This is a genomic window from Micromonospora cynarisoli (genome assembly GCF_030518815.1).
GTDB lineage: Bacteria > Actinomycetota > Actinomycetes > Mycobacteriales > Micromonosporaceae > Micromonospora > Micromonospora wenchangensis.
Window position 1 is genome coordinate 521714 of the sequence record NZ_CP130426.1, and the last position, 24008, is coordinate 545721.

Below are 24008 nucleotides of genomic sequence, written 5' to 3' on the forward strand. Positions count from 1 at the left end.
CCCCCTGTGCCCGTCCCGGGCGGACGGTCCGCGCCCACCCGGGACAGGCGGTGTTCAGGAGGCGGTGCAGACCGGGGCCAGGCCGGAGGCGGACCCGGTGCCCTGGAAGCCGAACTCGGTGTACTGGCCGGCGGCGACCGAGCCGTTGTAGTTGACGTTGCTGAACTGCACGCTGCCGCCGGTGCCGGTGCGGTTGGCGTTCCACACGTTGGTGATCGCGGCACCGGACGGCAGGGTGAGCTGGACGTTCCAGCCCTGGATCGGCGCGCTGCCGGCGGTCACCCGGACGGTGGCGACGAAGCCGCCGGTCCAGGAGTTCAACGACACCGTGGCCGTGCAGCCGGTCGTCGCCGGCGGCGTGGTCGGCGGGGGAGTCGTCGGCGGCGGGGTGGTGGGGGGCGGCGTGGTCGGCGGCGGGGTGGTCGGCGGCGGGGTGGTGGGGGGCGGCGTGGTCGGCGGTGGCGTGGTGGGGGGCGGCGTGGTGGTCGGCGGGGTGGTGCCCCGGCCCTTGTTCAGCTCGTCGAGGACGGCGTGGTACGCCGCCTTCTTCTGGTAGCTGCCGTTGCCGCCGGTGAACAGCAGGCCCCGCTCGGAGGAGCGCCACGACTCGCTGTCGGAGATGCCCCAGACGGTGATGCCTGTGCACTTCGCGACGTTCAGGCAGGCCCGGACGACCTTGCGGTAGTTCTCCGCCTGGCCGGTGCCGATGTCGTTGTTGCTCAGGTCGTCGTCGATGTCCACCTCGGACAGGTGCACCTCGACGCCGAGGTCGGCGAAGCGCTGGATGTTGGCCTGGAGGTCGTTGCTGATGATGCTGTTCGGGTTGTCGTTGAAGTGCGACTGGAACCCGACGCAGTCGATGTACTGGCGGTAGGTCCGCACGATGTCGTACAGCGCGTTGGCCTTGCGGTTCGGGCCACCGCCCTGGACGGTCAGCCCCTCGACGTCGTAGTCGTTGATGCAGAGCTTGGTGGAGTATCCGCCGGCCTGCACGACCTGCTTGGCCCGGATGAACGAGTCCCGGATGACGTCGGTGTCCCCGGCGTCGAAGAAGTCGCCGTCGCCGTTGGCGTCCCGGTTCATGGTGTGCGGCCACTGGTTGCGGCGGCGACCGGTGTTGTTGTCCTCCAGCGCCTCGTTGACCACGTCCCAGTAGGCGATCTTGCTGCCCCAGCGGTTGATGGCGTTGCCGATGAAGGTGTTCAGCGTGGCCTGGCTGGCCCCCTGCAACGCGCCGGCCTGCGAGTGCCACACCAGCGTGTGCCCCCTGACCAGCATGCCGTTGCTCTGCGCGTGGTTGACCAGCTGGTCCGCGCCGCTGGTGTTCTGCAGCCCACCGCTCGACGTGGCGATCCGGTCGGGCTTCATGTCGTTCTCGGGGGTCAGCTGGCCGAATTCCTGAGCGAGGATCGGGTAGAGCCGGTTCGGTGAGGACGCGGTGCCGAAGAACAGACCGGCCTTGGCCGCCGCGGCCCGCAGCGTGGTCTCGGCGGCGGCGGCCGGGGTGCCGGACTGGACCGCCACCGCGCCGCCGACCAGCAGCAACACCGCCGCCGGCAAGGCTGTTCTGCTCACTATCCTGCGTCGCCTCAGGCTGCTGCCCACGGACCCTCCTCGGTACACGACGTCAATAATTGATGCATGTGTATGCCTATCGAAGGGTCAGTATCGATACCGGCCGACCACACTGTCAACAACTTTCGGAAATGTTCCGGAAACCTCTTAGGGGTCGGCGACCCGGCGGGGGAGCGGGTTCGCGCAGGTGGGCGCGAGACGGGTCGGGGCCGGCCGGAGGCTGGCGCGCGGACGGGCCCGCCGCCGGCCGGGCGGATGCCGAAACATTCGAAACCCCGACGGGGCCCGCGGTCGGCGGGAAAAGCGCTGGACAGGCTGCCGATCGGGCGCGTACCTTGCCGCTGTCCCGTCCGCGCCGCCCGAGGAGGTGAGACCCCGTGAACGCCGTACCGATGTGGGTGCTCCCCCGTCCCGTCGCGGTCGGGCGACCGACGTAGCCGTCGCCCGGGAGCGCCCCACCCGCCAGGCTCTCCCGGAAGGCGCCATCCGTGTCCCAGTCGCAGTTCGCCACCCCCTCACCCGCCGACCCGACCGTGCCCACGCCGTTCGGCCACACCGGCCCCGACCTTCCGCCCCCGGCCGGCACCGGTCCGCTGCCCCGGGACGCCGACGTGATCATCGTCGGCTGCGGCCCGACCGGCGCGATGCTCGCCGCCGAACTACGCCTGCACGACGTCCGGGTGCTCGTCCTGGAACGGGAGACCGAACCCCCGTCGATGGTGCGGATCGTCGGCCTGCACGTGCGCACCATCGAGCTGATGGCGATGCGGGGGCTGCTCGACCGCCTGCACGAACACGGCCGGAGACGACCGGCCGCCGGCTTCTTCGCCGCCATCGCCGCGCCCCCGCCCACCGGACTGGACACCGCCCACCCCTACCTGCTGGGCATCCCGCAGCCGGTCGTCGTGCGGCTGCTCGAAGAGCACGCGACAGGCCTCGGAGCGCAGGTCCGCCACGGCACGCCGGTGGTGGGCCTCGACCAGGACGACGCGGGGGTGCGTGTCACGCTCGCCGACGGGCACCGGCTGCGGGCCCGCTACCTCGTCGGCTGCGACGGTGGACGCAGCACCGTGCGCAAGCTGCTCGGCGTCGGCTTCCCCGGCGAGCCCACCCGGACCGAGACGCTGATGGGGGAGATGGCGGTCGGCATGCCGCCGGAGGAGATCGCCGCCACGCTGGCCGGGCTCGGGAAGGTCGACAGACGCTTCAGCCTCACCCCCTTCGGCGACGGGGCCTGTCGCGTCGTGGTCCCCGCCGCCGGGGTCGCCGACCGTACGGTGCCACCCACCATCGCCGACGTCCGGCAGCGGTTGCACGCCGTCGCCGGCACCGACTTCGGGGTGCACTCCCCGCGCTGGCTGTCCCGCTTCGGCGACGCCACCCGGCTCGCCGACGCCTACCGGGTGGGACGGGTGCTGCTGGCCGGCGACGCGGCGCACATCCACCCACCCATCGGCGGGCAGGGCCTCAACCTCGGCGTGCAGGACGCGGTCAACCTCGGCTGGAAACTGGCCGCCCAGGTCCGTGGCGGGGCGCCGGCCACCCTGCTGGACACCTACCAGGACGAACGCCGCCCGGTCGCCGCGGACGTGTTGGACAACACCCGCGCCCAGACGGAACTGCTCTCCGACGAACCGGGCCCGCAGGCCGTCCGACGGCTGCTCACCGAACTGCTGGCCTTCGACGCGGTGAACCGCCATCTGATCGAGAAGATCACCGCGATCGGCGTCCGCTACGACCTCGGCCCGGGACCCGACCTGCTCGGCCGGCGGCTGCGCGACCTCGACCTGCGCCAGGGCCGCCTCTACGACCGGCTGCGCCACGGCCGGGGCCTGCTGCTGGACCGCACGGGCCGGCTCGGCGTCGCCGGTTGGGCCGACCGGGTCGACCACCTCACCGACCCGACGGCGGCCCTGGACGCCCCCTGCGTCCTGCTGCGCCCCGACGGTCACGTCGCCTGGCTCGGCGACGACCAGACCGACCTGGACGAGCACCTGACCCGCTGGTTCGGCAGGCCCACCGGCTGACCCACGCGGCCGGCCGGCCCGGTCGTGCCGGGGGCCGACCGAGTAGGGATACTCAGGTACCCACCGCACCCGGCCTCAGGACTCGGCGCGCCAGCCCGGACAGAGTGGTCGGCATGGCCGAGCTACCGCACCGACCCGTCGCCCTGCGTACCGTCGAATCGCCGTTGCCGGCCGTGGTGGCGCACGGCCGGCAGGTCGGCCTGGGTGCCCTCGGCCGCGCGGTGGCCGCGCTGGGCCGGCTCGCCGCCCGGCACCCCGCCGGCTGGCGCTGGACGGCCCGGCGGCACCACCCGGCGCTGGACGCGCTGGCCGCCGCGCACGCCCGGGCGGTGTGCGCGCGGGCCGCCCGGCAGGTCCCCGCCTACCGCGCCTTCCTGCAAGCCCGCCCGGCGGGCGTACGCCGCCGACTCACCGACTTCCCCGAAACCGACAAGCGCAGCTACGTGCTGGCGCACGACGCCGCCGCGCGCTGCCGGCACGGACGGCTGCCCACCCGGGGCGTGGTCGTCGACGAGTCGGCCGGCTCGGCCGGACAGCCGTTCAACTGGCCACGCGGCGCACGGGAACTGCACGCCGTGCACCGGGACATCGCCGGCTACACCGGACTGGTCTTCCCGATGCGCCGGCCGTTCGTCATCAACGCCTACTCGATGGGGGCCTGGGCGACCGGGACGACCACCGGCGCGGCGATGGCCCGGATCGCGGTGGTGAAGAACACCGGCCCCGACCTCGGAAAGATCATCGACACCCTGCGGGAGTTCGGCCCCGACTTCGACTACCTGGTGACCGCCTACCCGCCGTTTCTCAAGCACCTGCGCGACAGGCTCGACGCCGAAGGTTTCCCCTGGTCGCGGTACCGCGTCGCGGCCAGTTGCGGCGGGGAGGCGATGACCGAGGCGCTGCGCGACTACCTGGAGCAACGCTTCACCCTCGTCCGGTCGGCGTACGGGGCGTCGGACCTGAGCATCGGCATCGGCGCGGAGACCCGGTTCACCGTGTGGCTGCGCCGCCGCCTGCAGACCGACCGGGGACTGCGCGACGCCCTGCTCGGCGCGGACGAGCAACGGCTGCCGATGGTGTTCCAGTACAACCCGTTCGCCACCTACCTGGAGACCAACGAGCGACGGGAACTGCTCTGCACGGTCACCGGGGACGTGCTCCAGCCCCGGCTGCGGTACAACGTCGGGGACGAGGCGCTGCTCGTGTCGTACCGGCGGGCCGTCGAGCTGGTCTGCGTCGACCCGGTACGCCGGGCCGAACTGCGCACCGCGCTCGCCGCCGAGCGGATGACCCTGCCGCTGCTGCTGCTCTTCGGCCGCAGCGACGCCACCATCTCCTACCTCGGCGCGAACCTCTACCCGCAGGACGTCGAGTACGGCCTCTACGTCGGCAACCCGTACGCCGCCGAGATCAGCCGGTTCTGCCTGGCCCTGGTCGAGGACGCGACGCTGGAGAGCCGACCGGTGATCCACCTCGAACTGCGCCGCCCGCTGACCGCCCCGCAACGCGCCGCGCTCGCCGACGCGTGCCGCCTCGGCGTCCGTCGCCACCTGACCTCCGTCTCCCGCGACTTCGCGCAGTCCCTGGTGGAGGACTCCACCGCCGGTGACCTGCGGGTCGAACTGCACGAGCCCGGCACCGGCCCGTTCGCCGGCCAACAGAAGATCAAGAACAGCTACCTGGTGAGGTGACCATGCGTACCCGTGACTTCTCCCGTGCCCCCGCGCAGGCCCGCGCCGGCGCCATGTTCATCGGCGGCACCCGCTACACCAACCCGCTCGTGCTGCTGCGGCTCGCCCCCTCCTGGTTCCGGATGCTGCGCGACATGCGCCGGATGAACGGCTACTGCTGGCACACCGTCTACTGGCAGTTCCCGCTGACCCTCGGCACCATCGCGTTCTTCACCGACCGCGACGCGATGCTGCGTTTCGCCCGCACCCGGCACCACCGTCGGCTGATGGTCTGGCTGACCGACGGCACCCGCAACGCCACCGCCGGCTTCATCCGGCTCTACACCGCCACCCCCGACGGCTACTCCAACGGCACCTGGCGGGCCGAGGGCCCCGAGATGGGGCACATCGACACCTTCACCCCGCTGGGCGCGGAGACGACCGGGCCGGCGGTACGCCGATGAGCCAGGCCCGGCACCGGTTCACCCGGGTCACCGACCGGCGCGGCCTGCGGCAGTTCCTGGCCTTCGGTGACCGCCTCTACGCCGGCGAACCCCGCCACGTGCCCACCCCCCGCCAGCAGATCCGCCGCTGGTGGCGCGACGGCGTACCGCTGTACCTGCTGCGCGACGCCGCCGGCACGGTCGTCGGCCGGACCACCCTGCACACCGACGCGGACTTCGACGCCAAGCTCGGCCGCCGCTGCCAGCTCTTCGGGCTCACCGAGTTCACCGAGCCGGCGGCGCAGCCGCTGTTCGACGCGATCGCCGCGCACGCCGGCACCGACCGGGACCTGCTGTTCGGCCCGGTGGCACTGCTACCCAACCAGGCCGGCGGCGTGATCACCTCCGGGCACGCCGAGCGGGGATTCGTCGACAGCGCCTGGAACCCGCCGTGGTACCCGACCGCCTACGAGGCGTACGGGTTCGTCCGCCGGTTCGAGGCCGACACCTGGATCTGCCCCGTGCCGGCCCCACCGGAGCCGGTCCCGCCGGTGCACGTCGACCCGGACGGGGCCCGGATCGCGCTGCACCGGGGCGACGTCCGCCGCCTCGACGAACAGCTCGACCTGCTGCGCGGAATGCTCAACGCCTCCTTCGCCCAGCTCGGCTACTACACGCCGATCTCCGCAACACAGCTACGGCGGCAGACCGACGGGCTGGCGTACCTGCTGGACGAGTCGCTGCTGCTCTACCTGACCCGCGACGGCGAGCCGGTCGCGTTCGTGCTCTGCGTACCCGACATCAGCGAGTTCCTGATCGCCGTCCGGGGCGACCTGCACCTGCTCAACCAGGCCCGGTTGCTGGCCTCCCGCCGCCGCTACCGCCGGGAGGCCGTGCTGATCGTCAAAGGGGTGCTCCCGCAGCACCAGGGACGCGGCTACCAACGGCTGCTCTCCACCCACCTGCACCGCAACCTGTATAACGGGGGCTACACCACACTGCGCAGCACCTACGTCGAGCGGGACAACGCCGCCTCGGCCGCCCAGTACCGTCGCCTCGGCGGTCGCCCGCTGCACGGGTACACCTTCTACGCCAGGGAGCGCTGATGGACCACGACGCGTTCCGCGCCCTCGAACCGTGGTGCTGGCGGGCACCGAGCGCGCACAACACCCAGCCGTGGCGGCTGGGCTACGAACCCGACGCGATCCGGATCGGCTGGGACCCCGCCCACACCCTGCCCGTCGGCGACCCCACCGGCCGGGACCTGCGGCTGTCCCTCGGGGCGTTCGTCGAAACCTGCCTGATCGTCGCCGCCGACGCCGGCCTGCGGCTGGAGTACGTCGCCGACCACGACGAACACCACAGGTGGGTGGGGCTGCTGCGCCCCGCCCCGGACCGCTACCCGACGCCGTTCCGCACCAGCGACGTGTGGGAACGCCAGACCCACCGAGGCACCCTCGCCGGGGCGGTCGACCCGGACACCCTGACCGCGCTGGACGCGGTCGCCCGCCCGGCCGGCGGCGGCGTACGGGCCGTGCCGGAGGCCGGCCGGCTCGGCACCCTGCTGCGCACCGCCGACCGCCGGCAGTACGCCGACCCGGCGGTCGTCGCCGAACTGCGGCACTGGCTGCGGCTGGACCCGGCACACCCGGGCTACCACGCCGACGGGCTGACCGACAGGTGCCTCGTCCTGTCGCGTCCCGCCGCCCTCGGGCTGCGCGCGGCACTGGCCGGGTACCCGGTGCTGCGCCCGCTCGGCCTGCCGCGACTGCTCACCGCCGCCGCTGGCGACCCCCTCGCCCAGGGCGGCACCGTGCTGGTCCTGATCGCCCCGGACCACCTCGACCCGCCCGGCCAGGTCGAGTTCGGACGGGTGCTGCTGCGGGCCTGGCTGACCCTGCACACGGCGGGTCTGGCCGCCCACCCGCTCAACCAGCTCATCGACGTCCCCGACACCCGGACGGCGCTCGGTGCGCTGCTCGACGTCGCGCCGCACCGACTGCTGCACGTCACCCGGGTCGGCCGGCCCACCCGCCCCGCACCCCGCTCGGCCCGCCGGGTCCGGACCTGACCAGCGAACCCACGGCCGACGTCCCCGGGCCGGGGCGGACTGTCCGGTTGCCGACCGCGACCGGTGGCCGGCCCGCGTACGGTGACCGCGCAGACCGCGTCGAGCACCGCCGGAGGCCCGATGACCCGCAGCACGTCGCCGCCGACCGGCCGGGACACGATCGTCGACGACCTGGTCCGGTCGGCCGTGCGGGCGGTCGCCCCCGACGAGGAGCCGCTGCTGGCCCTCCTCACCCCCGAGTACCACCGCCGCCCCGACCACTGGCGGCGTGACCCGGCCGGGCTGACCCGGGTCGGCGGCGGCGAGGCCGGCGGCGGCGGCTTCGAGACGGTGGTGCAACCGCTCCTGCCGTACCTGCTGGTGCTCACCGGGATCGCGGTGGAGGCGCTGCGCGACGGCGTCCGCGACCAGGCCACCGAGGCGGTCCGCGGCGGCCTGCGCGGGCTCGGCCGGCGGTGGCGTGGCCGCGGCGACCGGGCACTGCCCGCACCGCCGCCCGCGGTGCGGCTGCGGCCGGGACAACTGCTGCGGATCGAGGAGGCGGTCACCGCCGCCGCCCGCGACCCCCGCTGGGCCCTGACCGAGGACCAGGTCGCCCTGCTGCGCGACGCCGTACGCGACGCGTTCGCCAAGCGGTTCGGCACCACCGGCGACGACGCCCCCGGAACCGATGTCGACGGTGGCTGAGGGCACCCGCGCACCCACCGCCCCGGCCGCCGCGCCGACGCCCGCGCTGCCCTCGACGACGCTCGGCCGGTTCGTGGCCGCGGTGACCGCGGTCGTCGGCACGAGCATGTTCGGCTGGTCGACGGTCCTCGTCGACAGCGACGCGACCCGGGCCCGCGCGCAGTGCATGAGCGACGTGCTGCGGACCCGGCCGTTCCCGATCGACGTGCGGGCCGGCACCGTCGACGAGACAGGTCTGGCGGCCATCCGGCGCTGCACCGCCGGCCTCGGCCCGGACGTGGTCCGCCAGATGCTCGTCGGGCTCGCCGTGCTCGCGGCGGTCACCGCGCTGGCCTATCTCGTCGCACCCTGGTGCGAGTGCCGACTACGCGGCCTGCGCCGTCTCGACCGCATTCCCGGCACCGAGGCGCTGCGGGCCGACCTGGCCGGCCTGGTCCGTGCGGCCGGGCTGCGCCGCCCGCCGACGTTCGTGGTGTCCCGGTCGGCGCGGATCAGCGGCAACACCTTCGGTGCCGGCCCGTGGCGGTACGTCCGGCTGGACCTGGGCCTGGTGCACACCCACCGGGTCGCGCCCGGGGTGTTCCGCGCCGTCGTCCTGCACGAACTGGCCCACGTCCGCAACGCCGACATCCACCTCACCCGGCTGACCATCGCCCAGGCGTGGGCGTTTCCCCTCGGGGTGCTCGTCCCCGTCACGGTCACCTACCTGCGCTCCGGTGCCGGCCGGCACCTGCTCGCCGACTCCTGGCGGCTCGCCGCGTTCGCGCTGATCGTGCAGGTGTCGGCGTGGTCGGTGCTGCGGGCCCGGGAGTTCACCGCCGACGCCCGGCTCACCGCCGCCGACGCCGCGACCGTCCGGTCGCTGCTCGCCGCCGACCACCGGCGGACCGGGCGGTGGGCCCGCCTCGGCGCGGTGTTCCGGTTCCATCCCCTGGCCCGGGCCCGCGTCGACACCCTCGACGATCCGGGCCGCCGGTTCACCGCCCGCCCGGTCGAGGCGCTCGGCGCCGGCCTCGCCGCCGGTATCGCCGCACCGTCGCTGCGGGACCTGACGACCAGCCTGCCCGCCGTTCTGCCGGGCGCCGACCCGGTCACCGGCAGCGCCTTCGTCGCCGGCGTCCTGCTCGGGGTGCCGCTCGCCCTGGTCGTCACCGGGGCGCTGTGGCGCGCCGCCTGGTGGGCCCGGCACACCGGCGGCCGGGCCACCTCCGGCGTGATGTTCGGCGTGGCGCTGGCCTGTGGCCTGCTCATCGGCCGTCGCCTGGCCTGGCGGGTGGCGTACGGCGACGACCTGCGGGCCTGGTGGGTCGAGGCGCTGCTCGCCGCGCTGTGGATCGCCGGTGGCGCGCTGCTGGGGCGGTGGGTGGCCGTCGGCGCGCGGGCCCACCTGCGGCGGCTCGCCCCGTCGGCGGTACGCCGGACCCGGTGGGCTTGGGCCGGCGCGACCCTGGCCACGTCGGTGCTCACCGCCGCGTACGTGGCGATGCTGCTGATCCTCGACGCCGGGGCCGTCGACGACGGGTGGAGCATGCTGCGCCTGGTCGCCGCCCGCGAGGGCACCGGGGCGGCGACCCCGCTGACCCTGCTGGACATGATCGCCTTCTACGTGCGGATCATCGCCGCCTCGGCCCCGTACCTGCTCGCCTTGCCGCTGCTCGCGATGCTGTTCCCGGTCCTGGCCGGCCGGGGCGCCACCCGGCGGGCGCTGCGGCTGGGCGCGACCGCCGGGGTGGTCGGCGCGCTGGTGCTGCCGCTGGTGCCCCTCGGTGTCGGGGCGGCGGTGCATGATCCCGGGCTGGCGACGGCCACCGCGGCTACCCTGGTCACCAGCCACACCCTGCTGCCGGTCACGTTCGTCGAGCTGGCCGTCGCCGTGGCGGCGGTCGCCACCCGGCGGCTGTCGCCGCCGCACGGCCTCCTGGCCGCCCTCACGGCGGGGGCGCTGCTGACGCCGGCCGTACTGGTCGCCGACGTGCTGCTGTCGTGTGTGGCCGGTGCGCCCAGCTGCGCCCCCGCCGTCGATCCCGACACCGCCGGTCGGGTCCTCACCCACGCCCTGGTCGTCGCACCGGTGGTGGCGGCGCTCGGCGCCGCCGTCGGGTCCGCCGTGACCGCCGGGCTCGCGGTGGCGGCCCGGCGGCGCTGGTGGTCGACGGCTGTGGTGGCGCTGCTGCTGGTGACCGGCGGGGCGGCCGTGGCCGTCGGCCGCCGGCCACCGCCGACCCGGGAGCACGACCCCTGCCTGGTGGGGGTGTGGCGACTCGCGGCCGGTCGGGCCCACCTGCCCGTCGCGGCCGATTCACCGCTGGGCAGGCTGGCCGGCCTCACCGCCGACACCGCCGTCGAGTTGTCCACCGGGGCGGCGGGCGGCCACGCCACCGCCTACCGGGCGGACGGCACCGCGACCGACCTGTACGACCTGTTCGTCGCCGAGGGGACCCTCAACGGGCATACCGTCCGCAGCGTGGAGCGGGGCACCGTCACCTACCGCTGGTCGGCCGGGGCCGGCCGGTACGCCCAACGTGACCAGGTCGCCGCCAGCGACCGGGTGCTGCGGGTCGACGACCGGGAACTGCCGCTGACCGGGCCGCCGGAGGACTTCGGCGGCACCTACCGCTGCACCGCCGACCGGCTCGTGATCAGGACGGACGCCGACGGTTCCCGCAGCGAACAGACCTTCGTCCGCAGCCCGCTCTGACGGGCGGGTGACGGGACGGCGGGCCCGACGGCGTCAGACCGGGCCGGGGCGGTGCGGGGCGCGACCGCTGACCTGCACGAAGGGGAAGCCGTTGACGACCACCCGGGGGTCGTCGAGGGCGGCCGTCATCGCGGTGAGGTCGGCGTCGGTCAGCCCGTGGGCCAGCAGGGCGGCCCGCAGCTGCGGAATGCCGGCCCGCAGCAACCGGCAGCCCGGGCCGCCGCCACGCCAGCGCGGCGCCGTGGTGCGGGACCGCACGTCGGTCAGCCCCGCGGCGGCGAAGACGGCGGGGGCCCGCTGTGCCCACCCCGGGTCGAGACCCCGGGCGGTCAGCGCCGCCACGTGCGCGGCCAGGTAGCGGATCAGCAGATCGGCGGTGGCCGCGTCGGGCGCGTCGGCGACGAAGTCGACGGGCGGGTGGGCGAACTCGCCGATGAGCAGCGCACCACCGGGCCGCAGCGCGGCGACCATCCGCCGCAGGGCCTCCTCCCGTCGGGGCAGGTGCCCGAGGACCAGCCGGGCGTGCACCAGGTCGAAGGTGCCGGGTGGTTGGTCGGTGACGATGTCCTGCCGGCGCACGACGAGGCGGGGCCGGGCCGGGATGTGCTGCGGGGCGATGTCCGTGGCGACCACCTCGGCGGCCTGTCCGGCGAGCCAGAGCGCGATGCTGCCGGCTCCGGCGGCCACCTCCAGGCAGCGCCGGCCGGTCAGCTCGCCCAGTTCGGTGAGCGCGGCCCGGGTCGGTTCGTCCAACAGGCCCGACAGCGCGTCGTGGTGGGCGGTGGCCTGGTCGCTGGCGTTGTCGAAGGCGTAGCCCTGAGTGTCCACCCGACCATCGTGCCGGACGGCCCGGAGCGGTGGTGCCCCGGCCGGGCGACGCCGACGTGAGCCCCCGGCGGCGGTGCCTCCACCCCGTCTTCCACCCAACGGAAGGCATGGTCCCCGAGCGGCGGCCCCGGACGCGATGATTCGTCTCCATCGATGGTCAGCCCGCTAGGAGGTCGTGCGGATGGAGTTCGCCCGGGACCAGTGGTACGTGGCGGCCCACGGCGTCGAGGTCGGCCGGGACCTGCTCGCCCGTACCGTGCTCGGTGAACCGCTGGTGCTGTACCGCACCGGGGCGGGGGAGGCGGTGGCGCTCGCCGACCGGTGCGTGCACCGGCGCTACCCGCTGTCGCAGAGCCGCCTCGACGGCGACACCGTCGTCTGTGGCTACCACGGCTTCACCTACGACCCCACCGGAACCTGCGTCTTCGTCCCCGGTCAGCGGCGGATTCCGCGCACCGCCCGGGTCGCGGCGTACCCGGTGGTCGAGCAGGACTCCTTCGTCTGGGTGTGGATCGGCGACCGGGAGCGGGCCGACCCGGCCACGATCCCCCGCGCGCCGTGGCTGGCCGACCCCCGGTACGCGGTGGTCCGTGGCATGGCCCCGCTGGACGCCCGCTACGGCCTGCTGGTGGACAACCTGATGGACCTGTCCCACGAGACCTACCTGCACGGCGGCTACATCGGCACCCCCGAGGTGGCGGACACCCCGATCACCACCGAGGTCGACGAGGACCGGGGTGTGGTGCGCGTCAGCCGGCACATGGACGACGCCGAGTGCCCGCCGTTCTACGCCCGCTCGACAGGCATCCAGGGTCGGATCACCCGCTGGCAGGACATCGAGTACCACCCGCCGTGCCTCTACCTGCTGCACAGCCGGATCGCCCCGCAGGGCGTCTATCCACCCGCCGAGGGGGAGGACAGCGCCGCCTTCCACGCCGAGATCGTCTACGCCATCACCCCGTCGACCGCGCACAGCACGTACGACTTCTGGGCGGTGGCCCGGGACTTCGCGGTCGACGACGAGTCGGTCAGCGCGTACCTGCACCAGAGCAACCACACGGTGGTGATGCAGGACGTGGCGGCGCTGAACGTGCTGGAGCGGGTGATCGCCGCCGAACCGGAGCGGTACCAGGAGCTGAGCATCAACATCGACACCGGTGGGCTGGCCGCCCGACGGCTGCTGGCCCGGCTGGTCGCCCCGGGGACGGTGGGAGCGCCCCGGTGACGCCCGGGGCCGGCGGGGACCGGGTCTACCGGGTCCACTGGGTGCCGGGCACGGACACCCTGCGGGGCACCTGCCACTGCGGCGCGCAGCGGCTCGCCGAGGAGCCCGTCGAGTTGTGGCAGTGGCTGCTCGGTCACCCGCAGGGCCACCACGTCCCGGTCGTGCCGGCGACCGTCCCGACCGGTCGACAGGCGGTGCCGGCGTGACCGGAACGGACCTCGTCGTGGTCGCCCGGCAGCAGGTGGCCGCCGAGGTCGTCGAGTTCGGCCTGGCCCGCGCGGACGGCGGACCGCTGCCCGGCTGGGAGCCGGGCGCGCACGTCGACCTGGAACTGGGCCCCGGTCTGCTGCGGCAGTACTCGCTGTGCGGTGATCCCGTCGACCGGACCGTCCTGCGGATCGCGGTGCAGCGGGAGGCGGCGGGGCGCGGCGGCTCCCGGGCGGCGCACGAGCGGCTCACCGTCGGCGCAACCGTCCGGATGCACGGCCCCCGCAACACGTTCCCGCTGGTCGCGGCCAGCCGTTACCGCTTCGTCGCCGGTGGCGTCGGGATCACCCCGATCGTCCCGATGCTCGCCGCCGCCGACGCCGCGGGCGGGGACTGGCGACTGGCGTACGGCGGACGGACCCGTTCCACGATGGCCTACGCCACCGCCCTGCGCGACCGGTACGGCGACCGGGTCGGCCTGTACCCGCAGGACGAGACCGGTCTGCTCGACCTGCCCCGGCTGCTGGCCGGGGCCGACGACGGGCTGGTCTACTGCTGTGGCCCGGAGTCGCTGGTGCGGGCGGTGGAGGAACACTGCCGGGACCTGCCGCCCGGCCGCCTGCACGTCGAGCGGTTCGCCCCCCGGGATGGGACCGCCGGCCCGGACACGGCGATCGAGGTGGAACTCGCGCTGTCCGGGCGGACGGTGACCGTGCCGCCGGGGGTGCCGATCCTGCGGGCGGTGGAGGAGGCCGGGGTGCCGGTCCTGTCGTCCTGCCGGGAGGGCACCTGCGGCACCTGCGAGACACCGGTGCTGGCCGGGGTGCCCGAGCACCGCGACAGCCTGCTGTCCGCCCAGGACCGCGCCGCCGGGGACACCATGCTGATCTGTGTCTCGCGGGCCCGTACCCCCCGGCTCGTCCTGGAACTGTGACCGGCCGGCGCGGGCGGGGAGGATGGTGGGATGCGCGGGCAGCCGGGCCGGACGGTGACCAGTCGGGTGCTGGCGCTGCTCGACGCGTTCACCCCGGCCAGCCCGGCCCTGACGCTCAGCGAGTTGGCCCGCCGGGCCGGGCTGCCGCTGTCCACCGTGCACCGCCGGGTGGCGGAACTGCTCGCCTGGGGTGCGTTGGAGCGGGGCGACGACGGGCGGTACCGGATCGGCCTGCGGCTGTGGGAGGTGGCTTCGCTCGCGCCCCGGGGTCTGGGGCTGCGCGAGGTGGCCCTGCCGGTGATGGAGGACCTGTACGAGGTGACGCACGAGAACGTGCAGCTCGCCGTCCGGCAGGGGCTCGAACTGGTCTTCGTCGAACGGATCGCCGGCCGGCAGGCGGTGCCGGTGCTCACCCGGGTGGGTGGCCGGTTCGCGCTGCACGCCACCGGGGTCGGGCTGGTGCTGCTCGCCCACGCCCCGGTCGAGGTGCAGGAACGGGTGCTGGCCGCGCCGCTGGAGCGCTACACCGCGCTGACCGTCACCGATCCGGGGCGGCTGCGCCGCTGCCTGGCCGAGGTGCGCCGGGCTGGGTACGCGGTCAGCGACCGTCAGGTCACCATGGACGCCCTGTCGGTGGCCGCGCCGGTCCGGGCCCCGGAGGGGGTGGTGGCGGCGCTGTCGCTGGTGGTCGCCCACGACCGGGCGGACCCGGTGGCGTTGGCCCCGCTGGTCCAGGCGGCGGGCCGGGTGCTGTCCCGGGCGTTGGGCAGCAGCACGCCCCGGTGAGGGTGATCAGTCGGGGAAGGCCAGCAGTCGCAGCAGCCGGGCCAGCCGGGCCTGGTCCTGCGCCGGCACGACGGACAGCGAGTCGATCCCGACGGCGCGGACGGCGTCGCGGGCGCGGGCGAACAGGTCGCGGCCGGCGTCGGTGGCGACGAGGACGTTGGCCCGCCGGTCGGCGGGGTCGGCGTGCCGCTCGACGAGGTGCCGCTGTTCCAGCCCGTCGACGAGGGCGACGACCTGGCTCGGGTCGAGCCGCAGGAACTCGGCGAGTTCCCGCTGGGTCGGGCGGGCGTCGTCGGCGGCCAGGGCGAGCACCGAGTAGGAGCGGGCCTTCAGGCCGTGCGTGGCCAGGGCGGTGTTCGCCGCGGCGAGGGCGAGCGCGTTGGCGCGGGCCAGCAGGAAGCTCAGGTCACCGGCGAGCGCGCTGTCCCGTAGCCGGTCGCTGCCGGTCGACCGGGTCCGTTCGGCGGGCATGGCGACGATGGTAGCAAGGTTCCTGAATAATTGACATTCTCAACGGTTCGTGCTCAGATCGCATCGACGAAAGGGAGTGCCCATGTCACTGGACGGCAAAGTCGCCATCGTCACCGGCTCCGGGCGCGGCCTCGGCCTCGCCTACGCCCAGGAGCTGGCGCGGCGGGGTGCCCGCGTCGTGGTCAACGACATCGACGCCGACGCCACGGCCGGCGCGGTGGCCACGATCGAGGCGTCCGGCGGCCGGGCCGTCGGGGTGACCGCGCCGGTGGGCCCGACCGAGACCGCCAAGGAACTGGTCGACACCGCCCTCGCCGCGTTCGGCCGGCTCGACGCCCTGGTCACCAACGCCGGACTCCTGCGCGACACCGTGCTGTGGAAGATGAGCGACGACGACTTCGACACCGTCGTCACCGTGCACCTGCGCGGCACCTTCACCACCGTGCGCGAGGCGGTGCGGCACATGCGGCAGGCCGGCGAGGGCGGCCGGATCATCTGCATCGGCTCGCCCACCGGCCAGCGGGGCACCTTCGGCCAGACCAACTACGCGGCGGCCAAGGCGGGCATCGTCGGCATGGTCCGCACCTGGGCGCTGGAGCTGAAGCGGGCCGGCATCACCGCCAACACCGTCGTCCCGGTCGCCGCGACGGCGATGACCGCCACCGTCCCCTACTTCGCCGCCGCCGTACGCGCCGAGGCCGACGGCGAGCCGATGCCCGCGTTCTTCCGGCACGACCTCGGCTTCGGCACCGTCGCCGACGTGGCCGGCCTGGTCGCCTTCCTCGCCTCCGACGCATCCGCCCAGGTCACCGGGCAGGTGATCGGGGTCGGCGGCGACCGCCTCCAGATCTGGACCCACCCGGAGGCGGCCCTCACCGCCTACCGCGAGGGCGGCTGGACCTACGACGCGCTGGTGGACGCCTGGCCGACGACGTTCGACGGGGCCACGCAGAGCGTCGGCGAACGCTTCCCCGAACTGCCCGCCCAGTTCCAGCCGGCGACCCCCTGACCCGGCCGACCGACGAGACCGCCCGAACCGCCGGACCGGACCGCCGACGGAGGCCGCCCCATGTACCAGTCCGCGATCGACCTCGACGCCGTCACCGCGATCGACATGCACGTGCACATCGAGGTCGACGACCACGGCCACGCCTCGCTGCCCGAACCGCTGGTGGCCGCCGTGTCGAAGTACTTCCGCACCGACGGGCCCCGGCCTGCCGTCGACGCGGTGGCCCGGTACTACCGCGAGCGGAACATGGCCGCCGTCGTCTTCACCGTCGACGCGGGCACCCAACTGCGGCACCCGCCGCTGTCCAGCGCCGAGATCGCCCGCGCCGCCGCCGACCACGCCGACGTGCTCATCCCCTTCGGGTCGGTCGACCCGCGTACCGGCGCGGCGGCCCTCGACCTCGCCGCCCGGCTGATCGAGCAGGAGGGGGTACGCGGGTTCAAGTTCCACCCCACCGTGCAGGGCTTCGACCCCGGCGACGCGGCGTACGCCCCGCTGTGGGCCCTGATCGAGCGCGCCGGCCTGCCGGCGATCTTCCACACCGGACAGACCGGCATCGGCGCGGGCCTGCCGGGCGGGTACGGCCTGCGGCTCGGACTGTCCAACCCGATGCTGCTCGACCCGGTCGCCGCCGACTTCCCCGACCTGCAGATCGTCATGGCCCACCCGTCGGTGCCCTGGCAGGACGAGGCGCTGTCGGTGGCCACCCACAAACCCAACACCTGGATCGACCTGTCCGGCTGGAGCCCGAAGTACTTCCCGGCCGCGCTGGTGCGGCACGCCAACTCGGTGCTGAGGCACCGGGTGCTGTTCGGCACCGACTACCCGTTGCTGACCCCCGACCGGTGGCTGCGCGACGTGGCGGCCACCGACCTGAGGCCGGAGGTGCTCCCGGGCATCCTCAAGGACAATGCGGCCCGGCTGCTGGGCCTCGCCCCGCACCGACGAGAGGAGTCGCCATGACGACGACCATCACCTACGACCAGCTCGCCGACCTCGCCGGCACCGACCTGGGGCACACCGGCTACCGGACGGTCACCCAGGACCAGGTGAACCTGTTCGCCGACGCCACCGACGACCACCAGTGGATCCACGTCGACCCGCAGCGGGCGGCGGCCGGCCCGTTCGGCGCACCGATCGCCCACGGTTTCCTCACCCTGTCGCTGGCCGTGCCGTTCTGGACCGAGCTGCTGGAGGTCAAGGGCGTGTCCACCAAGGTCAACTACGGCCTCGACCGGGTGCGCTTCCCCGCACCGGTCGTGGTCGGCGCGCGGGTGCGGATGCGGGCCACCGTCGTCGAGGTGGCCGAGGTGCGGGGCGGCTACCAGCTCACCGTCGACCAGACCATCGAGATCGAGGGCGGCACCAAGCCGGCGGTGGTCGCCCGCGGGTTGTACCGCTTCCACGCCTGAGGCCCCGGCGTCCGGCCAGGTGATCATTCCACCTCCACCACCAGGAGACTGCTGATGCACCAGCACGGAATCGACGCCTGGGTCACCCGGCGTCGGCTCAGGTCCCCGGACAAGGTCGCTCTCGTGCACGGCGCGGGCGCGACAGTCACCTACGCGCAGTTCGCCGACGCCGTGGACCGGGTCGCGGCGGTGCTGCGGGAGCACGGCGTCGGCACCGGCGACACCGTCGCCTACCTGGGCGAGAACAGTCCGGAGTTCCTCCAGGTGATGTTCGGGACGGTGCGGCTCGGCGCCGTGTTCGTGCCGGTCAACACCCGGCTCGCACCCCCCGAGATCGGCCACGTGCTGACCGACTGCGCGGCCCGGGTGCTGATCCACGACCCGGACTTCGCGGCACCGGTGGCCGCCGTGCTGCCGACCGTCCGGCCCCCACGGGTCCTGGTCACCGGCGCGGGCACCCCGGACCGGCCGGGCCTGGCGGCGCTGACCCGCGACGCCGACCCGGGACGGGCCGGGCACGCCGACACCTGCCCCACCGACCCGGCGGCGATCGTCTACACCTCGGGCACCACCGGCCGGGCCAAGGGCGCGGTGCTGACCCACGGCAACCTGACCTGGGTGGCGCTCAACTGCGTGATCGACTACGACGTCGTCTCCACCGACGTGGCGCTGATGATCTCGCCGCTGTTCCACGTCGCCTCGCTGGGGATGGGTGCCCTGCCCGTCATCCTCAAGGGGGCCACGATGGTCATCGAGCGGGGTTTCGAACCGGGCCGGGCGCTCGCGCAGATCGCCCGGCACCGGGTCACCATGCTCAGCGGCGTGCCGACCACCTACCAACTGCTGGCCGACCACCCGGACTGGGCCGCGACCGACCTGTCCACGCTGACGAAGCTCACCTGCGGCGGGTCCGCCGTGCCGACCCGCATCCTCGACGCGTACGAGGCGCGGGGCCTGTCGTTCTCCCAGGGGTACGGGATGACCGAGGCGTCGCCGGGCGCGACCGCGCTGCCGCCGGCGATGACCCGGGCCAAGCAGGGCAGCGTCGGCCTGCCGCACTTCTTCACCGACGTCCGGGTCACCGACCCGGGCGGGGCCGTGCTGCCCGCCGGTGCGGTCGGTCAGATCGAGGTGGCCGGGCCCAACGTCTTCGCCGGCTACCACGGCCTGCCGGAGGCGACCGCCGAGGCGTTCACCCCCGACGGCTGGTTCCGCTCCGGCGACCTGGGCCGCCTCGACGACGACGGCTACCTCTACGTCTCCGGCCGGCTCAAGGACATGATCATCTCGGGTGGCGAGAACATCTACCCGGCCGAACTCGAACTGCTGCTCGGCGAGATCGACGGGGTGGTGTCGGCGGCCGTCATCGGGGTGCCGGACGACCGCTGGGGGGAGGTGCCGTGGGCCGTCCTGACCGTCCGGGCGGGGGCGTCGGTGGACACCGGCACCGTCCGGGCCCACCTCGACGGCAGGCTCGCCCGCTACAAGCTGCCGAAGAACGTGGTCATCGTGGACGAGTTGCCGCGGACCGCGTCGGGGAAGGTGCGGAAGGCCGAACTGCGGGCGCGGTTCGCCGGCTGACGGTGGGCCGGTGGGTGACCAGGGCGGCGAACTCCGCCGTGGACGCCTCGGCCAGCGCCCGGTGCGCCAGGCGGTAGGTCTGCGCCGACCGGGCGGCCGGCCACTGCGCGTCCATGAACTCGGCCGGCAGCCTCGGGTCGGCCCGCAGCAGCGCCAGCCAGTCCGCCACCAGCATCGTGCGCAGGGTCAGCGCGCCCGCCGTCGCCGTGGTCGCGGCCGGATCGGCCCACCTGTCGATGAACGCCAGGTGCTCCCGCCGGATCGCCTCGATGTCCCAGGCGGCGCGGACGCTGTCACCGATCGGGAAGCCGGCGAGTTCGCGGGCGTGGAAGGCGACCACGGGGTGCGGGGCGAGATCCTGGCGCAGCGGCTCCAACGACCCGGCGAGGTCGACCTCGCCGGGGGCCAGCCACAGCCCGTCGCGGATCGGTGCGAAGCCCTCCCAGGTGAGCGTGGAGCGCAGCCGGTGCCGCAGCGTCCGCTGCTCCTCCGGGATCGAGAAGGTGACGAGCGTCCAGCCGCTGCCCTGCGGGTCGAACGGCCGTGGCCCGCGTACCCGGTACGTCGCCTCGCGCAGCACCGCCGCCCCGTGCTCGGTCAGCGAGAACAGCGTCTCCCGGCCGCTGCGGCCCCGGGCGAGGATGCCGCTGCGCACCAGCCGGTCGAGGGTGGCCCGGGTCGCCGGCGCGGCGACGCCTGCCCCCTCCAGCACGGTGATCAGGACGCTGGCCCGGATCGGCCCGGTGTCGCCATCGACGACGTGTTCGCCGAAGAAGGCGAGCACCAGTTGCTTCGGCTGTCGCCTAGCCACAGTCATCCCCTCCGACGCCTCCGTCGGCCGGCACGCTCACGGCGCGGGTCGCGGGGGCATGTTCTGCCCGCGTCTGGCCCGCTGGATCTCGCCGTAGACGTGCGTGCGCAGTTCGGTGAACCGGGGCAGGGCGCGGGTGGTGATCTGGTCCCGCTCGGCCGGCAGGTCGATCACCAGATCCTCGCGTATCCGGGTCGGCGCGTGGGACAGCACCAGTACCCGCTGCCCGAGGTAGACCGACTCGTCGATGTCGTGGGTGACGAACAGCACCGATATCCCGCGTCGGGCGTGCAGCTCCCGCACCAGGTCCTCCAGGTCGGCCCGGGTCTGCGCGTCCACCGCCGCGAACGGCTCGTCCATGATCAGGACTTCCGGCTGGTACGCGATGGCCCGCGCGATAGCCACCCGCTGCTGCATCCCGCCGGAGAGCTGCCACGGGTGGCTGCGGGCGGCGTGCGCCAGGCCCACCGCGTCGAGCGCGTCGGCGACCAGGGTGTGCCGCTGCGCGCGGGAGAGCCGCTTGTGCCGCAGCGGCAGCTCGACGTTGCCGCGTACGGTCAGCCACGGGTAGAGGCTGCGGCCGTACTCCTGGAACACCACCGCCATGGCGGGGCTGGGGCCGGTCACCGGCGCGCCGTGCATCTCGACGGTGCCGCCGGTCGGGCGCAGCAGTCCGGCGAGGCACTTCAGCAGGGTGGTCTTGCCGCACCCGGACGGGCCGACGATGCAGACTAGCTCACCGGCGTCCATCGTGAAGCTGAGGTCCCCGATCGCCTCGACGTCGCCGGTGCGGGCCTGGTAGACCTTGTTCAGCTGCGCCACCCGCAGCAGGGTGCCCCGGTCAGACACGGTTGACCTCCCTGATTCCGTGGTACCAGCGCAGCACGCGCCGTTCGACGACCCCGAAGACGACGGCGAGCAGCACGCCGACCCCGCCGAGCAGCAGGATGCCGCTCCACATCTCGGCGATGAGGTAGTTGCGTTGGAAGTAGGCGATCCGGTAGCCCAGCCCGGCCGACGAGGCGAACATCTCGGAGATGACCATCAGGATGAGCGCGACCGAGAGGGCCTGCCGCACCCCGGCCATGATCCGGGGACTGGCGGCGGGGAGCACCAGGAACCACAGCCGCTCCCACCAGGTGACCCGGAACGACAGCGCGGTCTGCGTCAGCACGCTGTCGGTGCCCCGGACCCCCTCGACCGTGTTGAGCAGGATCGGCCAGACCGCGCCGGAGACGATCACCACGACCTTCATGGTGTCGGTGATGCCGAGCAGGAGCATCGCCACCGGGATCAGCACCGGCGGCGGGACGGCCCGGAGGAACTCCAGCAACGGTTCGAGCAGCTCGCGCAGCCACGGGGTGAGGCCGATGACGGTGCCGGCGGCGACGCCGAGCACGATCGACGCGGCGACCCCGAGACCGAGCCGGTAGAGGCTCGGCAGCACGTCCTGGACGAACGCCGGCCCGATCCAGGTGTCGACGAAGGCGTCGGCGATCGTCACCGGGTCGGGGAAGAACCGGTTCGTCGCCCTGGTCGCCACCAGGCCCCAGAGCACCAGCAGCAGCATGGGCAGCCCGAGCGCGTGCAGCAGACCCGCCACGGCCCGCGTGCCGGCCCGGCGACGGCGGGGCGCGGCGACGATCCGGCCCGGGTACGCGGTCACCGTGCCCGCTCCCCACGGACGGACTCGTGCCAGGACAGCGTCCGCCGTTCGACGAACCGGAAGACGAGGTTCACCGCCAGCCCGAGCAGGCCGGTGACCACGACGAGGGCGTACAGGCCGACCGCGTCGCCGCCGGAGCGGGACAGCTCGATCATGCGGCCGAGGCCGGGGTTGCCGATCACCATCTCGGCGGTGATGGCCAGGATGAGCGCCACCGCCGCGGCCAGCCGCAGACCCGTCATCAGGTACGGCAGGGTGGTCGGCAGGACGAGGTGCGTCCACTGCTCGCGGCGGCGCAGACCGAAGCTGCGCGCGGTGTCCCGGGCGACCGCGTCGACGTCGGCGACCCCGTAGATCACCTGCACGAACACCTGCCAGAACGACGCGTAGACGATGATGACCAGGGCGGCCTGCCGCTGGATGCCGAACATCAGCACGGCGAGCGGGATGAGCGCGACCGAGGGGATGGGGCGCAGGAACTCGACCATCGTGTGGGTCGCGCGGCGCAGGAACGGCACCAGGCCGACGACGGTGCCGAGGGCGACGGCGGCGAGGGTCGCCACGGTCAGCCCGATCGCCCAGGAGGTCATGGTGCTGCCGAGTCGCCGCCAGAACGCCAGGTCGACGAGCTGTTCGGCGAGCCGGGCCAGCACGTCCGTCACGTATGGCAGGTACTGCGGGTCGATCAGGCCCAGCGTCGGGATCGCCTGCCAGCCGACGAGGAAGCCGGCGAGGCCGGTGACGCCCAGCAGCGCCCTGCGCAACGCGGGTGGCCGTCGGGTGGTGGGCACGGGCGGGTCACCTCCGAAGGTGGCGTGGTCGGGGTCGCCCGGCGGCCCGGCCGCCGGGCGACGCCGGTCGGCTACTGCTGGCGGATGAGCCGGTCGAGGTCGGGCTGCCGGTCGAGCACCCGGTACCTGCCGGCGAGTTCGGCGAGCGTCTGGAGGCTGGCCCGGTCGACGTCCCAGCCGAACGCCGGCAGCCTGACCGACTCCGCCACCGGTGGCGGCAGTTGGAGGTTGTCCTTGATGGCCTGCCGCACGGCCGGCGCGTTGGCCGGGTCCTGCGCCCACCGGAGGGTGTTCTTCATCGCCGCGGAGAAGTCCTCGACCAGCTTGGCGTCCTTGTCGAGGCGGGCGGTGGTGGTGATGGTGGTCAGGGTGGCCAGGCCCGGCACCACCGCCTGGTAGGGCGCCACGACGAACGTGTCACCCCGGCTCCGCAGTTGGGTGACGAACGGTTCGGGCACCCAGGCGGCGTCGATGTTGCCCGCCGCGAGCTGGGCCGGGGCGTCGGGGAAGGCCACCTCGACGAACTTGATCTTCTTGGGGTCGCCGCCGTCCTTCTCCACCGCCGCCATGATCGTGACGTCACCGGCCGCGCCCAGGCTGTTGACCGCGACCCGCTTGCCGGCGAGGTCGGCCGGCCGGGTCACACCGGACTTCGCCGAGGCCACCACGGCGTTGATGTCGTCACCCTGGGCGTACGAGGAGGCGTAGTTGCCGATGATGACGACGCCCAGATTCTGCAGGTCGGCGCGGAACGGGCCGAACGGTTGGCCGATGGCGAAGTCGATGTCGCCGTTCATCAGTGCCGGGATGGCCTGCGCACCGCCCTGGGCGGGCAGCACCTCGACCTGGAGCCCACGCTCGGCGAAGAGGCCCGCCTTGATGCCGCCCCACAGCGCGGCGGTCTCGGTGATCGGCAACGCCGCGACCCGCACCGTGCGCAGGTCGCCGGAGGCCGGTGCGGACGGGGTGGACGCGTCGGAGTCGGTACATCCGGTGAGGGCGACCGCGGCGGCGATCAACCCGAGAGCCATGACCTTCTTCATTGACGAGGCCCTTCCTGGGCGGGGGTGGTGGGGTGCGTCGGAAGTCGGCGGGATGCCTCGGACCTGCGGGGAG

Annotated in this window: 23 protein-coding genes; 15 read left to right on the forward strand and 8 right to left on the reverse strand. The window is 74.0% G+C overall.

Annotated features, from left to right (window positions below; all coding sequences use genetic code 11):
* Window positions 1-54: 54 nt before the first annotated feature.
* Complete coding sequence (locus Q2K16_RS01870) at window positions 55-1575, reverse strand: endo-1,4-beta-xylanase (protein WP_302743217.1); 1521 nt, start codon at window positions 1573-1575, stop codon at window positions 55-57.
* 644 nt (window positions 1576-2219) lie between these two features.
* Here Q2K16_RS01870 and Q2K16_RS01875 point away from each other — a divergent pair.
* The 7 genes from Q2K16_RS01875 (at window position 2220) to Q2K16_RS01905 (ending at window position 11171) form a co-directional block, all read left to right on the forward strand.
* Window positions 2220-3602, forward strand: a complete 1383-nt coding sequence (locus Q2K16_RS01875; RefSeq protein ID WP_302746341.1) for an FAD-dependent monooxygenase — start codon at window positions 2220-2222, stop codon at window positions 3600-3602.
* Window positions 3603-3715: 113 nt separating this feature from the next.
* On the forward strand, window positions 3716-5293 hold the full coding sequence (locus Q2K16_RS01880) for a phenylacetate--CoA ligase family protein (protein ID WP_302743218.1): 1578 nt from the start codon (window positions 3716-3718) through the stop codon (window positions 5291-5293).
* 2 nt (window positions 5294-5295) lie between these two features.
* Window positions 5296-5736 carry a DUF4188 domain-containing protein gene (locus Q2K16_RS01885; RefSeq protein ID WP_302743219.1) on the forward strand — a complete coding sequence of 147 codons (441 nt, stop codon included), beginning with the start codon at window positions 5296-5298 and terminating at the stop codon, window positions 5734-5736.
* Complete coding sequence (locus Q2K16_RS01890) at window positions 5733-6821, forward strand: GNAT family N-acetyltransferase (RefSeq protein ID WP_302743220.1); 1089 nt, start codon at window positions 5733-5735, stop codon at window positions 6819-6821. Before Q2K16_RS01885 ends, Q2K16_RS01890 begins: the two co-directional genes overlap by 4 nt.
* The gene (locus tag Q2K16_RS01895; protein ID WP_302743221.1) at window positions 6821-7786 is read left to right on the forward strand and encodes a nitroreductase family protein; all 966 of its coding nucleotides are present in this window, start codon (window positions 6821-6823) and stop codon (window positions 7784-7786) included. Before Q2K16_RS01890 ends, Q2K16_RS01895 begins: the two co-directional genes overlap by 1 nt.
* 120 nt (window positions 7787-7906) lie before the next feature.
* Window positions 7907-8473, forward strand: coding sequence for a hypothetical protein (locus tag Q2K16_RS01900; RefSeq protein WP_302743222.1), 567 nt, complete (start codon window positions 7907-7909; stop codon window positions 8471-8473).
* The gene (locus Q2K16_RS01905) at window positions 8466-11171 is read left to right on the forward strand and encodes a M48 family metalloprotease (RefSeq protein WP_302743223.1); all 2706 of its coding nucleotides are present in this window, start codon (window positions 8466-8468) and stop codon (window positions 11169-11171) included. Before Q2K16_RS01900 ends, Q2K16_RS01905 begins: the two co-directional genes overlap by 8 nt.
* 33 nt (window positions 11172-11204) lie before the next feature.
* On the opposite strand, the gene Q2K16_RS01910 is transcribed toward Q2K16_RS01905, so the two are convergent.
* A complete protein-coding gene (locus Q2K16_RS01910; RefSeq protein WP_302743224.1) occupies window positions 11205-11999 on the reverse strand; it encodes a class I SAM-dependent methyltransferase in 795 nt (264 codons plus the stop codon).
* A 181-nt stretch (window positions 12000-12180) separates the two neighbouring features.
* Between Q2K16_RS01910 and Q2K16_RS01915 the strand changes: the two genes are divergently transcribed.
* From Q2K16_RS01915 to Q2K16_RS01930, 4 genes are read left to right on the forward strand one after another with little or no spacing between them, the layout of a single operon-like run.
* Complete coding sequence (locus tag Q2K16_RS01915) at window positions 12181-13224, forward strand: aromatic ring-hydroxylating oxygenase subunit alpha (protein ID WP_302743225.1); 1044 nt, start codon at window positions 12181-12183, stop codon at window positions 13222-13224.
* Complete coding sequence (locus Q2K16_RS01920) at window positions 13221-13430, forward strand: hypothetical protein (RefSeq protein ID WP_302743226.1); 210 nt, start codon at window positions 13221-13223, stop codon at window positions 13428-13430. Before Q2K16_RS01915 ends, Q2K16_RS01920 begins: the two co-directional genes overlap by 4 nt.
* Window positions 13427-14365, forward strand: a complete 939-nt coding sequence (locus Q2K16_RS01925; RefSeq protein WP_302743227.1) for a PDR/VanB family oxidoreductase — start codon at window positions 13427-13429, stop codon at window positions 14363-14365. Before Q2K16_RS01920 ends, Q2K16_RS01925 begins: the two co-directional genes overlap by 4 nt.
* A gap of 30 nt (window positions 14366-14395) precedes the next feature.
* Window positions 14396-15151, forward strand: a complete 756-nt coding sequence (locus Q2K16_RS01930; RefSeq protein WP_302743228.1) for an IclR family transcriptional regulator — start codon at window positions 14396-14398, stop codon at window positions 15149-15151.
* 6 nt (window positions 15152-15157) lie between these two features.
* Here the strand turns inward: Q2K16_RS01930 and Q2K16_RS01935 are convergent, their stop codons facing one another.
* On the reverse strand, window positions 15158-15622 hold the full coding sequence (locus Q2K16_RS01935) for a MarR family winged helix-turn-helix transcriptional regulator (protein WP_302743229.1): 465 nt from the start codon (window positions 15620-15622) through the stop codon (window positions 15158-15160).
* 82 nt (window positions 15623-15704) lie between these two features.
* On the opposite strand from Q2K16_RS01935, the gene Q2K16_RS01940 reads away from it, so the two are divergent.
* The 4 genes from Q2K16_RS01940 to Q2K16_RS01955 are packed head-to-tail and all read left to right on the forward strand — an operon-like array spanning window position 15705 to window position 19624.
* Window positions 15705-16631, forward strand: a complete 927-nt coding sequence (locus tag Q2K16_RS01940; protein ID WP_302743230.1) for an SDR family oxidoreductase — start codon at window positions 15705-15707, stop codon at window positions 16629-16631.
* 60 nt (window positions 16632-16691) lie between these two features.
* Window positions 16692-17594 (forward strand): amidohydrolase family protein, encoded by a 903-nt coding sequence (locus tag Q2K16_RS01945; RefSeq protein WP_302743231.1) that lies wholly within the window; start codon window positions 16692-16694, stop codon window positions 17592-17594.
* Window positions 17591-18043, forward strand: a complete 453-nt coding sequence (locus tag Q2K16_RS01950; RefSeq protein ID WP_302743232.1) for a MaoC family dehydratase — start codon at window positions 17591-17593, stop codon at window positions 18041-18043. The genes Q2K16_RS01945 and Q2K16_RS01950 overlap by 4 nt, the downstream gene beginning before the upstream one ends.
* A gap of 54 nt (window positions 18044-18097) precedes the next feature.
* Window positions 18098-19624, forward strand: coding sequence for an acyl-CoA synthetase (locus Q2K16_RS01955; RefSeq protein WP_302743233.1), 1527 nt, complete (start codon window positions 18098-18100; stop codon window positions 19622-19624).
* Here Q2K16_RS01955 and Q2K16_RS01960 read toward each other — a convergent pair.
* The 5 genes from Q2K16_RS01960 to Q2K16_RS01980 all read right to left on the reverse strand — a co-directional run bounded on the left by Q2K16_RS01960 (window position 19548) and on the right by Q2K16_RS01980 (window position 23923).
* The gene (locus Q2K16_RS01960; protein WP_302743234.1) at window positions 19548-20441 is read right to left on the reverse strand and encodes a PaaX family transcriptional regulator; all 894 of its coding nucleotides are present in this window, start codon (window positions 20439-20441) and stop codon (window positions 19548-19550) included. The two genes, Q2K16_RS01955 and Q2K16_RS01960, sit on opposite strands and share 77 nt — an antisense overlap.
* Before the next feature lie 30 nt (window positions 20442-20471).
* Window positions 20472-21284: an ABC transporter ATP-binding protein gene (locus Q2K16_RS01965; protein WP_302743235.1), complete on the reverse strand. Its 813-nt coding sequence runs from the start codon at window positions 21282-21284 to the stop codon at window positions 20472-20474.
* Window positions 21277-22101, reverse strand: coding sequence for an ABC transporter permease (locus Q2K16_RS01970; protein ID WP_302743236.1), 825 nt, complete (start codon window positions 22099-22101; stop codon window positions 21277-21279). Before Q2K16_RS01970 ends, Q2K16_RS01965 begins: the two co-directional genes overlap by 8 nt.
* Window positions 22098-22892: an ABC transporter permease gene (locus Q2K16_RS01975; RefSeq protein ID WP_302743237.1), complete on the reverse strand. Its 795-nt coding sequence runs from the start codon at window positions 22890-22892 to the stop codon at window positions 22098-22100. Before Q2K16_RS01975 ends, Q2K16_RS01970 begins: the two co-directional genes overlap by 4 nt.
* Before the next feature lie 71 nt (window positions 22893-22963).
* The gene (locus tag Q2K16_RS01980) at window positions 22964-23923 is read right to left on the reverse strand and encodes an ABC transporter substrate-binding protein (protein ID WP_302743238.1); all 960 of its coding nucleotides are present in this window, start codon (window positions 23921-23923) and stop codon (window positions 22964-22966) included.
* Window positions 23924-24008: the final 85 nt, after the last annotated feature.

Excerpts from the sequence above, each read along its gene's own strand:
- Q2K16_RS01875 (WP_302746341.1), top strand. The coding sequence starts at position 2,220 with ATGCTCGCCGCCGAACTACGCCTGCACGACGTCCGGGTGCTCGTCCTG.
- Q2K16_RS01880 (WP_302743218.1), top strand. The coding sequence starts at position 3,716 with ATGGCCGAGCTACCGCACCGACCCGTCGCCCTGCGTACCGTCGAATCG.
- Q2K16_RS01885 (WP_302743219.1), top strand. The coding sequence starts at position 5,296 with ATGCGTACCCGTGACTTCTCCCGTGCCCCCGCGCAGGCCCGCGCCGGC.
- Q2K16_RS01890 (WP_302743220.1), top strand. The coding sequence starts at position 5,733 with ATGAGCCAGGCCCGGCACCGGTTCACCCGGGTCACCGACCGGCGCGGC.
- Q2K16_RS01895 (WP_302743221.1), top strand. The coding sequence starts at position 6,821 with ATGGACCACGACGCGTTCCGCGCCCTCGAACCGTGGTGCTGGCGGGCA.
- Q2K16_RS01900 (WP_302743222.1), top strand. The coding sequence starts at position 7,907 with ATGACCCGCAGCACGTCGCCGCCGACCGGCCGGGACACGATCGTCGAC.
- Q2K16_RS01915 (WP_302743225.1), top strand. The coding sequence starts at position 12,181 with ATGGAGTTCGCCCGGGACCAGTGGTACGTGGCGGCCCACGGCGTCGAG.
- Q2K16_RS01930 (WP_302743228.1), top strand. The coding sequence starts at position 14,396 with ATGCGCGGGCAGCCGGGCCGGACGGTGACCAGTCGGGTGCTGGCGCTG.
- Q2K16_RS01935 (WP_302743229.1), bottom strand. The coding sequence starts at position 15,622 with ATGCCCGCCGAACGGACCCGGTCGACCGGCAGCGACCGGCTACGGGAC.
- Q2K16_RS01940 (WP_302743230.1), top strand. The coding sequence starts at position 15,705 with ATGTCACTGGACGGCAAAGTCGCCATCGTCACCGGCTCCGGGCGCGGC.
- Q2K16_RS01945 (WP_302743231.1), top strand. The coding sequence starts at position 16,692 with ATGTACCAGTCCGCGATCGACCTCGACGCCGTCACCGCGATCGACATG.
- Q2K16_RS01950 (WP_302743232.1), top strand. The coding sequence starts at position 17,591 with ATGACGACGACCATCACCTACGACCAGCTCGCCGACCTCGCCGGCACC.
- Q2K16_RS01955 (WP_302743233.1), top strand. The coding sequence starts at position 18,098 with ATGCACCAGCACGGAATCGACGCCTGGGTCACCCGGCGTCGGCTCAGG.
- Q2K16_RS01960 (WP_302743234.1), bottom strand. The coding sequence starts at position 20,441 with ATGACTGTGGCTAGGCGACAGCCGAAGCAACTGGTGCTCGCCTTCTTC.
- Q2K16_RS01980 (WP_302743238.1), bottom strand. The coding sequence starts at position 23,923 with ATGGCTCTCGGGTTGATCGCCGCCGCGGTCGCCCTCACCGGATGTACC.